At 38.5% G+C, this 11,145-nt stretch carries 8 protein-coding genes; 7 read left to right on the forward strand and 1 reads right to left on the reverse strand.

The genetic code is table 11. The features are described from left to right. Positions 1–209 precede the first annotated feature (209 nt). A complete protein-coding gene (locus BV906_RS17515; RefSeq protein WP_087974919.1) occupies positions 210–1,592 on the forward strand; it encodes a DUF6880 family protein in 1,383 nt (460 codons plus the stop codon). 277 nt (positions 1,593–1,869) lie between these two features. Then, positions 1,870–3,036 (forward strand): tryptophan synthase subunit beta, encoded by a 1,167-nt coding sequence (gene trpB, locus BV906_RS17520; RefSeq protein ID WP_087974920.1) that lies wholly within the window; start codon positions 1,870–1,872, stop codon positions 3,034–3,036. A gap of 652 nt (positions 3,037–3,688) precedes the next feature. Here trpB and BV906_RS17525 read toward each other — a convergent pair. After that, entirely contained in the window at positions 3,689–4,258 is a 570-nt protein-coding gene (locus BV906_RS17525) for a DUF4256 domain-containing protein (RefSeq protein ID WP_087974921.1), read from the reverse strand. Positions 4,259–4,845: 587 nt separating this feature from the next. Here BV906_RS17525 and BV906_RS17530 point away from each other — a divergent pair. From BV906_RS17530 to BV906_RS17550, 5 genes are all read left to right on the forward strand, one after another. Beyond that, on the forward strand, positions 4,846–5,985 hold the full coding sequence (locus BV906_RS17530) for an ABC transporter ATP-binding protein (protein WP_087974922.1): 1,140 nt from the start codon (positions 4,846–4,848) through the stop codon (positions 5,983–5,985). Next, positions 5,982–7,457, forward strand: a complete 1,476-nt coding sequence (locus BV906_RS17535) for a CehA/McbA family metallohydrolase (RefSeq protein ID WP_087974923.1) — start codon at positions 5,982–5,984, stop codon at positions 7,455–7,457. Before BV906_RS17530 ends, BV906_RS17535 begins: the two co-directional genes overlap by 4 nt. A 20-nt stretch (positions 7,458–7,477) precedes the next feature. Continuing rightward, positions 7,478–8,458: an ABC transporter permease gene (locus BV906_RS17540; protein WP_245844281.1), complete on the forward strand. Its 981-nt coding sequence runs from the start codon at positions 7,478–7,480 to the stop codon at positions 8,456–8,458. A 15-nt stretch (positions 8,459–8,473) separates the two neighbouring features. After that, positions 8,474–10,174, forward strand: coding sequence for an extracellular solute-binding protein (locus tag BV906_RS17545; RefSeq protein WP_245844283.1), 1,701 nt, complete (start codon positions 8,474–8,476; stop codon positions 10,172–10,174). A 64-nt stretch (positions 10,175–10,238) separates the two neighbouring features. Continuing rightward, entirely contained in the window at positions 10,239–11,138 is a 900-nt protein-coding gene (locus tag BV906_RS17550) for a carbohydrate ABC transporter permease (RefSeq protein WP_087974924.1), read from the forward strand. Positions 11,139–11,145: the final 7 nt, after the last annotated feature.

Below are 11,145 nucleotides of genomic sequence, written 5' to 3' on the forward strand. Positions count from 1 at the left end.
TTTTCTTGTTACTTAATGGACATTGGGACAGCAATGGTATATAGTGCACACCAATGTACTAAACTCAACTCAACACACATAAACTAATAACGCTCTCAATCTAGGACAAAGAACCTGACCCCCTGTCCCTACTTTTCATTTCGAAAGATTAAATAGATTATGGTAAACTAATAGAGGAATAGTTTTCTTTTAGAAAGGAGTCCTGAATATTGGATTTACATAAAAGTGTTAATAGCCTTTCAAAAAAGGAATTAATTGATTTAGTCATGGACTTAGTCGAGGGTGATGAGGATATTCAGAAAAAGGTGGAGTTTAAACTAATTACCCCTAATGACGAAGTGAAGGCTAGTAAACAACTGATTCGAAAGTATATTAATGAGAATAAGCGACGGGGATTTATCTCCTGGCGTAATGTGCACGCTGCGCTTCAGGGTGCGGAGATGGTGCTTGATAAAGGCAGGAATAAACTTGTAGGTGGAGAAGAAGAGATAGCGATACGCTTAGGGGTTACAACACTTTCCATGGTGATTGATATGGATCAGTATACGGATGATTCCGGTGGGGAAATTGGTTATGTTGTTAATGAATGCATTACCCTTCTCAGGGACGCATCTTCCATGGTGCTTCTATCTACCAATCATCGTGTCCAGGAAAGTATGTTCCAACTTATTCTAGATGAAGCAATGCATAAGCGCTATGAAGGTTGGAATGATCTGCGACATGAACTGTTAGATGTATGTACGATTTACTCTGCTCGTTCCTCTGCTAGACAGAAGCTAGAGCAAACGCTAGATAAGCTTTTAACGCAAATTTCAACCCTCACTTCCTTATCTTCAGATAATGATCAGCAATTAATTATGCAGCTACAGTTGAAAATTATGGAACGCAATGGTGAATTGGAGAAGGCCCAACAATTTGTTAATGAAAACTTAGATTATGATGATTTTAGAGAAAAGGCGATTGAAAAAGAATTGGAAAGCGGAAATTATGCAGCTGCTTTAAAGATTTGTGAAGATGGCGAGAAAAATGATATAAAATATGCTGGCCTTGTTAAGAAGTGGAAAAACTATCGATTGCAGGTCTATGAAGCATTAGAAGACATTGAAAAGCAAAGGGAAATTCTTCTTGATTTTGTATATGATAATGAATATGAAGCATATGGGAAGTTAAAAAATTTATATATAGAAGAAGAATGGAAAGCTATAGTAGAAAAAATATTTGATGTGTTTGAGGACCAATCTGGTTACTTGCCGCACGTGTATGAGTACATTGCAAAGTCCGAGAATCGGGGAGATAAAATTCTTGAATATTGCAAACAGTCCCCGGCTACGATTGTAGAACTGTATTCATACTTATTATCCGATTATGCCGATAAGACTGAGGAAATCTTTACAAGGTATATAAAATGGGAAGCAGAGCATGCTTCAGATCGAACGAAATATCACCATGTTTGCGAGAAATTGAAAATATACAAAAAGGCATGTGGAGAATCAAGGTTTGAAACACTAGTAAATGAACTGAAACAAACCTATCATAAAAAGCCAGCATTTGTTAATGAGTTGGAGAAGGTGGAAGGTTGGATTGGTGCATGATTATGGAATTGATGGACGGACGCTTCTAGGGGCTTATCTATTACTATTGCCTTAACACTAAAAAAAAGAGCTCGTCTGTTACTACAGGTGAAAATGTCAATTACTCTAAGTGCCAGTGGGACAGTCCTGCTGGCACTTGGGGTTTTGATTTAAATTCTATGTAGTTAACAGGAGGCGATTTAGAAACTCTGAAGTGCCCTGCTATTTAATTTATTTAAGTTTTCATATATAATAGAAAAGTATATTTACATAATGATATTTTAGGAGCTGAGAGAAGATGAGTAGAGAGAGTATAGCTGAGAAAGGGTATTTTGGCGAGTTTGGGGGCAGTTTTGTTCCTGCAGAACTGAAAGAGGTATTGGATAGAATTGGTAGTGAATTTGATAGATATAAGGATGATCCGGATTTCCTGGAAGAGTACCGCTATTATTTGAAGGAATATGTAGGTCGTGAGAATCCGCTGACATTCGCTGAGAATCTTACCGATAAAATAGGCGGAGCAAAGATTTATTTGAAGCGTGAGGATTTGAACCATACTGGGGCACATAAAATCAATAATGCGCTAGGACAGATTCTTTTGGCTAAACGCATTGGTGCTAAGCGTATTATTGCTGAAACGGGTGCAGGTCAGCATGGTGTTGCGACAGCAACTGCGAGCGCTATGCTAGGATTGCCATGTACGATATATATGGGCAAGGTGGACACAGAAAGACAGGCTTTAAATGTGTTTCGAATGGAATTGCTTGGTGCTGAGGTAGTTGCGGTTGATAAAGGACGCGGACGATTGAAAGAAGCTGTCGATGAAGCATTTGCCGATCTTGTTGCGAATCAAGATGATACCTTCTTCCTTATCGGTTCAGCGGTTGGACCGTATCCATATCCGGAAATGGTAAAATATTTCCAATCGATTATTAGTGAAGAATCAAAAAGGCAAATTCTTGAAAAAGAAGGTAAATTGCCAGCAGCGGTCGTTGCCTGTACTGGTGGTGGAAGTAATGCAATTGGATCCTTTGCCAATTATGTAGCGGATAAGGAAGTGCGATTAATCGGGGTAGAACCTGCGGAAGCCGCGTCCATATCAGAAGGTGTTCCTGCCGAATTTCAAGGATACCGCTCCCTTACTTTACTGGATGAGGATGGAAATCTGAAGCCGACCAATTCAATCGCTGCAGGGCTTGATTATCAAGGTGTCGGACCGGAACATAGCTATTTGCATGCGACTGGCAGGGGAGAATACGTTACTGCAACAGGCCAGGAAGCATTGGAAGCCTTCCAACAGTTATCAAAAATTGAGGGCATCATTCCAGCACTTGAAAGTTCGCATGCTGTTGCCCATGCAATGAAACTGGCAACAGAACTTGATAAAGATGATGTAATAATCGTTAACCTCTCTGGTAGAGGCGATAAAGATGTTCATCAAGTTTTTGATATGTTGAAAAAATAAGGCAGTGTAATATTTGTTAGACGCCGAATTTAATGTAAGAATAACCCATCCACTCGGAGTATGAGTAGGGTGGGTTATTACTATGTTCAGAGGTTCAGTCAGTGGCCAGTTTGGCAAATATCCGGGCAAAATTCACGCCCGTAGTGAGCCAGGAATCCTCCGACACCATATAAAAGGACGCAATGAGTGAGCGCTCTATAATGAAATCCCCGTCAATTTTCTTATTAAACTAGAGCTCACCAGATAGGATAATTGAAATTTTCCTTGTTCGGTCACTCACCTGCTTTATGAGTGACCCTCCACTTGTATTGTTCCCTTGTTCGGTCACTCACCTGCTTTATGAGTGACCCTTCACTTGTATTGTTCCCTTGTTCGGTCACTCACCTGCTTTATGAGTGACCCTTCACTTGTATTGTTCCCTTGTTCGGTCACTCACCCTCTTTATGAGTGACCCTCACTTGTATTGTTCCCTTGCTCGGTCACGCACCTGCTTTATGAGTGACTTCTTTCTTGTTGAGTAACTTTTCCCTTGTATGTTTGGTCGTTCATCGGAATTATGAAGAGCATTATTCTGAGATTGTTTATTTATTTAAGTAATCGTTATTCCACTAATGTCTGCACCAGGTAGACTGTTATCAAATCCAGTACAAAATTACACCCTTAGCGAGCCACGGAACCCTCTGACACCATAGTAAGAGGACGCACCATTGTGATACAGGAAGACTTGACCATAGCGATAATCGCAAAAAAGAGCTCCGCCAAGTTCTCTAATATCTGAAGGTGTTTGCACCCAAGTCGATGTTTTCATATCGAAGTTACCAAGCTCCTGCAACGCTCGGTATTGTTCTTCCGTTAATAGCTCAATACCCATGTCGGTTGCCATATCAATCGCATTATTTTCTGGTTTATGTTTTTTCCTTGACGCAAGCCCTGCAAGATCATAACAAACACTTCTGCGACCTTTAGGACTTTCCGTTGAACAATCATAAAAAATGTATTCGTCCTTATTTTCATCATAATCCACAACATCCGGCTCACCGCCAGTTCTTTCCATTTCGTTAAGCGACCACAGTTTTTCAGGATTAGCATCGAGCTTTGCTTGGACCTGGTCCCAAACAAGAGCTTCATGGCGGTTCATATTTTTCTCGAAACGTGCTTTCAATGTTTCTAGTAATTCCGCACGTTGTTCCGGTGATAATTCCTTTTGATTGCTGTTTGTCATGTCCAATTCCCCCTTATTATTTTATAATAATTCGTTTAAACAATAGTGTGATTTCAGTTTACAGTAACATAGTTGATTAAGTAAATTCATATCTCTACAATCTAGCGGGTTCCCAGAGGACTGCGAATTTGTCTAAGAAATTTACTAATGGTAAAAATTGTTCCTTCGTTTTATTGCATAAAAGCCTTCATAGAAAACAGCTTAGATAATCCCCTATCTAAGCTGTTTTTCTCTATCTCATATAGTGTCACATGAATGGATCATGTAGCCAAATAAAGAATGATGCTGAAAGAATTCCATCATCTATAAGCAAATAAGCCCCCTTTTTTAATCTCTAATACTCATCCCTTGTTTACGTAGTCAAAATTTTGTTTTTTAGAAATTGACAGCATCTTTACAAAACTTTCACGTTTAATTAATATTTGCTTAATGATTGTTTCGTATAATAAAAATGTAAACAAATGCAAAACAAACAATACTAATGTTTGAAGCAGACTTTTCATTGTGATAAAGCCGGTTATATTCACTGATTAGAATGTATAATGTTTGTTTACTATTCAACAGCAAAAATGTGGAGGAGATATGAGTTGGCAAGAATCGAGCTAAAGCACTTATATAAGGACTATATGGAATCTGTTCATGCGGTAACTGATTTTGATTTGCAAATTGAAGATGAGGAATTTATCGTACTTGTCGGTCCATCAGGCTGTGGGAAATCAACAACATTGAGAATGATTGCTGGGTTAGAGGATATATCCTCAGGAAAAGTTGTGATTGATGGCAAACTTCAAAATAACCTACATCCAAAAGATCGAGATATTGCCATGGTGTTTCAAAATTATGCACTTTATCCTCATATGAATGTGTATGACAATATTGCGTTTGGATTGAAAATGCGGAAGACCTCTAAAGTAGAAATAGATAAGCGAGTTAGAAAAGCAGCTAGCATTCTTGATATTGATAACTTGCTAGAACGAAAGCCAAAGGAATTATCTGGTGGTCAGCGCCAACGAGTAGCACTTGGACGAGCGATTGTTAGAGAAGCAAAAGTATTTTTAATGGATGAACCATTATCGAATTTAGATGCTAAGCTCAGATTCCAAACCCGGGCAGAAATCACTAAATTACATCGTAGACTAAAAACAACGACGATTTATGTGACGCATGACCAGACAGAGGCAATGTCAATGGCGACAAGAATCGTTGTTATGAAGGATGGCATTATTCAACAAATAGGAACACCAAAAGAAATTTATTTAAACCCAGCAAACATTTTCGTAGGCAAATTTATTGGTTCTCCTGCTATGAACTTTCTAGATATGAAAATTAATGAGCGAGGGATTTCATTAGGTGAATTAAAAGTGGATTTACCACCTGCTTTAAGACATGCCTTGTTAGCCGAACAGAATAACGATTTGGTTGTGGGCATTCGCCCAGAAGATATTCAATTGTTAGATGAAGCGGAGGGCAACCATAACACCTTTCGCTTAACAGCACAGATTGATATGGCAGAGCTTATGGGTGCAGAGACGCTACTATACTTTACCTTGAATAATCAAACCATCATTTCGAAGTTAAATACAATGGATGATTTTGAAAGTGGACAACAGATTCAATTTAGTATTGATGTAGATAAGATACATTTCTTTGATAAGGAAACAGGTCTAAGAAAAGTGATTGAAGATGTAGCAATTAAAGAACAGAACATGGAAACAATAACAGCATGAGGAAAGCACTATTTTATCAAGGTTTTACCGTCAATCAAACGGCACATCAATCACATCTCGTGTACAGAGTTTATGTGCCTAAAAATATCAAGTTGATTGAGATTCATTTTAGCTATCATCCCATCCTGGAAACTAATAAAGATAGTATTCGAGGAGCGGTCCGGAGGGAAGGGCTTGATGATTCTATCGTTCAGGAAGATACGGAGTTAAGAAATCTATTAACGATGTCTGTGAATGATCCCCATAAGTACCGTGGTAGTCATCATTTTTTCTGTCAGGAACAAGTGATAGAGATTGGATCTGACACAGCAACAGAAGGGTTTTGGGCTGGAGAAATTCAGGAGGGTTACTGGGAGTTTATCGTAAACTGTCATGGTGTGTTTTCAAAAGTGGTTCACGGACAGTTAGAAGTGTTTGGTGTATCAACCCAGGTAGATGATAAGGAAATTCCCTTATCTCCGTTAGAAGAAATTGAATTCGTTCAGATGAAGAAGCAACGTCAATCTGATAGGGAACAGACGTATCGAGTAAAGAAAGTCGAGTTACATGCACATACGGTACATAGTGATGCCACCCAAACGACGGAACAGCTACTGGAGCAAACGGAGAAGGAGGATATTGATTGGTTAGCGATTACTGATCATAATACAACGAGTGCTTTAAGAGAAGCAGAGAAAATGCAAAGCCTAGAGAAGCGGGTCAACCTATTACATGGCATCGAATACACAACGTATGATGGACATTTTCTCGTGCATGGCGATTTGGAAGCTATCACGTATGATTGGACAGAAATCTCTAAGACTAGCATTCCGGATTTCTTAAAAAAACTGAAAGAAAAAGATGTCTACCTTACCATTGCACATCCTTTTGATATAGGAAATCCCTTTTGTACGGGATGTAGATGGGAATATGTGCTGGATAATCTAGCATTTGTTGATGCCATTGAAGTATGGAATGGAACGAATCCACATCAGTCTATCTCGAATGAAGATGCCTATTATAAGTGGACTGAACTACTTGCGCAAGGCTATGAGATTGCTGCTTCTAGCGGAAGGGATTGGCATCAACTTTATCCGAATGAGGAGATTGCATACACGTATGTATTGCTCCCAGAGGAGACCGCGGCAGAAAAGGACGTATTAGCTGCATTATCACTTGGAAGAACCTATTGTTCGATTCGACCGCAAATCGATTTTAAACTAAATGATTTATATCTTTTAGGTGATCGAATTGAAGTAAAGACAGATGAACTAAAGATTTCATTACGTATTACGGACCTTCTAAAGGATGATGAGATTCGTATCTACTCGGATCGAAGTCTGCTTTATGAAGAGCAATTCATAACGAATCGTGATTGGCAGAAAGTCCTCAAAATGCAAAACGATGGGTACAAGTTATTACGAGTAGAAATTAATAACAAAAGAAATGAAAGAATTGCGTTTACAAATCCAATTTATATCGATTGTTATTAAGGAAAAGGAATGAATGCATATTGGAAAATCTAGTCGTTCATAATGGCATATTGAAGACAAGGCAAGAACTGGAATTACATTATAATCCTGTAAAAGATAGCTTTTGGACACGGATAACAAAACATAAAGTATTCTATATCATGCTTTTCCCATGTCTGCTCTTCTTTTTAGTATTTTCATATTGGCCTATGGGTGGATTGGTATTAGCGTTTAAAGAATACGGGTTTAATACAGGGATATTTGGTGGCGATTGGGTAGGACTGCAATATTTCGAGAAATTCTTTTCCGATCCTAGAAGTAGCTTGTATATCAATAACACAATCATTATTAGCATTTTAAAGCTATTTATTGCCTTGCCTTTTCCGATTCTATTAGCACTGATGTTTAATGAAGTACAAAGCAATAAATTACGGGGAACATTCCAAAGCATCTCCTATCTCCCATACTTTATTTCATGGGTAGTTGTTGTAGGTTTAATGAACCAACTATTGGCACCAAATACGGGATTGATCAATCAAATGATCGAAGCTTTTGGCGGTGATGGGAGTACATTCTTCATGATGGAAGAAGGGTTGTTCTTTCCATTAGCATTTATCAGTTATGTATGGAAGGGAATCGGTTGGGATTCAATCATTTACTACGCTGCAATCGTAGCAATTGCGCCTACATTATATGAAGCGGCATCGATTGATGGTGCAGGGAAGATACGACAAGTATGGCATGTAACGTTACCAGGAATTGCAGCCACCATCATTATCTTATTTATTTTATCTTTAGGTGATATTTTATCATCGGGATTTGACCAAGTCTATTTAATGCAAAACCCGGGAAATGCGGATGTGTCAGAAACAATTGATACATATATCGTTCGGACTGGCTTGCAGGGCGGACAGTTTGGATATGCAACCGCAATTGGCTTGATGCAAGGTATTGCGGGGCTGATTATAACGATTATAGTAAACAAGATTACAAGTAAAAAATTCGGAACGTCACTATGGTAAATGGAGGAATTTAACATGAAACAATCGCTTAGAAAATTAGTAATAAGTATGGTATTGATGTTAGCTGCTTTCGCATTGGTTGCCTGTTCAGATAATGCATCTGCAATTAATACGGAAAAGCCAGAGGATGCACCAGATACTTGGATTGCTGATCGAACGATTACAGGGCTTGTTTTTCAATCGGCAAATGATGCATCTGTCGATATGAACCCAGAAATTAAGGAATACATTAAAGAACGTACAGGAATTAATTTTGAATTACAAACGGTAACTGCAGAAGATTCCACAGAAGCTTTAGCATCGGGTCTTGCGGCAGGGGATCTCGCAGATTTTACTGCGTTTTACTTGAATAACAGTGGAAGACCAGAAATGCAACTCTTGTTAAAAGCTGCAAATGAAGGAATGTTTACCGACTTAACACCATTAATGGAAGATACGGAAACCTATTCGAAGTATTTAGATGAAGATTATTTACCTGCTGACACAAGAGATAACATTATGTTTAGAGACGAATGGGACGGTGCTTCCTATCTTGTGCATATGGCAATTAACCGTGAAGGTGGAGATGCAGGACGTCCTACTGTCGGTGGACTATATATTAAGAAGGATATCGTAGAGGCACTTGGAATTGACCCACTTGAGGTTAACAATTCAGAAGAGCTATATGATCTGGCAGTACAAATTAAAAATGAGAACTTCACAGATGATAATGGCACAGAAATTACCGTAATTGGACCAACAGCATGGGGTGGTTCTGACCGCGATTGGTTATACAATGACCTTGTTTGGACAGGCATTAGTGGAGAGAAATTCATGAAGAATGATGATGGAGAAATCCAGCATGAGGCACAAACAGATTACGGGATCAAACGTGTAGAATATGTTCAGCAATTAATGAATGAAGGATTAATGACGCCAGAGTATTATACGATGGAAGAAACAAGAGCAAAAGAAGGCATCGTAAATGGTTCATTTGCTATTGTCTCTGATATGCATAATTATATGCCAGAGAATAATGACCTAGCTTATATTCCACTTGGACCAATTGAGCGTGTGGATGGAACGAATGATATGGTTATTCCTTATAAATCTGGTTATGCAGGATGGGCAATTCCATCTACAACGGAACATCCAGAGCATGTGATGCAATTTGCTGATTGGTTAGCAAGTGAAGAAGGAAAACGACTCTATTTCTATGGTCTAGAAGGAAGAGATTATGAGTTAGACGAGCAAGGGAACCCAATTGTGAAACAAGAGGTTTTAGATTTATTAGAATCCAATCCAGAGGAAGCGAAAAAACGTGGTTACCGTGGTGTAGGTGCTTATTGGGGCGAACATTTAGGATATACCGATATGGCTAATGAGGCTGATTTTGGCGAATTAGAATATGGATCTAGTGTAGTGCAGAAAGATACATCTGCAGCAACTGAAGCGCTAGAGTTGTATAACTATGATGAAAGATTAGAAAATGCAAGAGTAATTGACGGTATGACAGTTCAGTCCTTCCTATATGAATTTGAAGGAGACGACGGTAATTTAACAACTGCATTCAATCGATACAATGAAGACATGCTACGAGCGTATTATGCAAAGACACTAGAAGAAGCACAAATTATTCTTGATGAATCTCTTACTAACTTAGAAAACAATGGATTAAACGAGTTTCTAGACTTCGTTGAACAAAAAGAAGCAGATGGTGTGACAATTAAGTTCTAAAGGTAAAAACAATTCCTCACCTATTCATCTGGATAGGTGAGGAACTTAATAAGGAGAATAGCGGATGAGTGACAGCATGGCGGGCACTAGATTTATGAGGATAGTAAATATTACATTAATTGTTTTATTAAGCTTAACGATTATTCTACCATTTATGCATGTTCTAGCAATCTCATTTAACAGTGGTATTGATGCACAAAAAGGCGGTATTACCTTTTGGCCACGTGAATGGTCGATTGAGAACTATATTGAAGTATTTAAACAAGAGAACTTAATGAACGGATTATGGGTTTCTGTCTTCCGTACAGTGGTAGGGACAGTGATTGGTGTAGGCCTAATGGCTATGGCGGCATATGCTTTAACGATAAAAACATTACCAGGTAGAAAATATATTACGTTCTTTGTTTTCTTTACGATGTTATTCAGTGGTGGAACGGTACCATATTATTTAGTATTAAACGAGCTTAATTTAACGAATACCATTTGGGTTTTCATCATTCCAAGCTTGTATAGCGTGATCCATATTTTGTTATTCAGAACATCATTTAGCCAATTGCCATTTAGTGTCATTGAAGCGGCGCGGATTGACGGTTGTAGTGAATTTAAGATTTTCAGAAGTATTGTCTTGCCGATGAGTAAACCAGTGCTTGCAACCATTAGTTTATTTACTGCTGTAGGTCATTGGAATGATTGGTATTCAGGTTCGTTCTTTATCAGGGATCCTTTATTAAAGCCATTAGCAACGCTGCTTCAAGAGATGCTGACGAGACAAGCAGCATTATCTGATATTCTATTACGCTCTTCAGGAACACAGGCCTATGCGCAATTGGATAAAGTGACGGTAACAGGAGAATCTCTGCAAATGGCAACGATCATTGTAGTAATGATTCCAATGGTACTTGTTTACCCATTTATTCAAAAATACTTTGTAAAAGGAATTACAGTAGGTTCTATTAAAGAATAATCAAAAG

The organism is Oceanobacillus rekensis (assembly GCF_002153375.1).
Lineage (GTDB): Bacteria > Bacillota > Bacilli > Bacillales > Amphibacillaceae > Oceanobacillus > Oceanobacillus rekensis.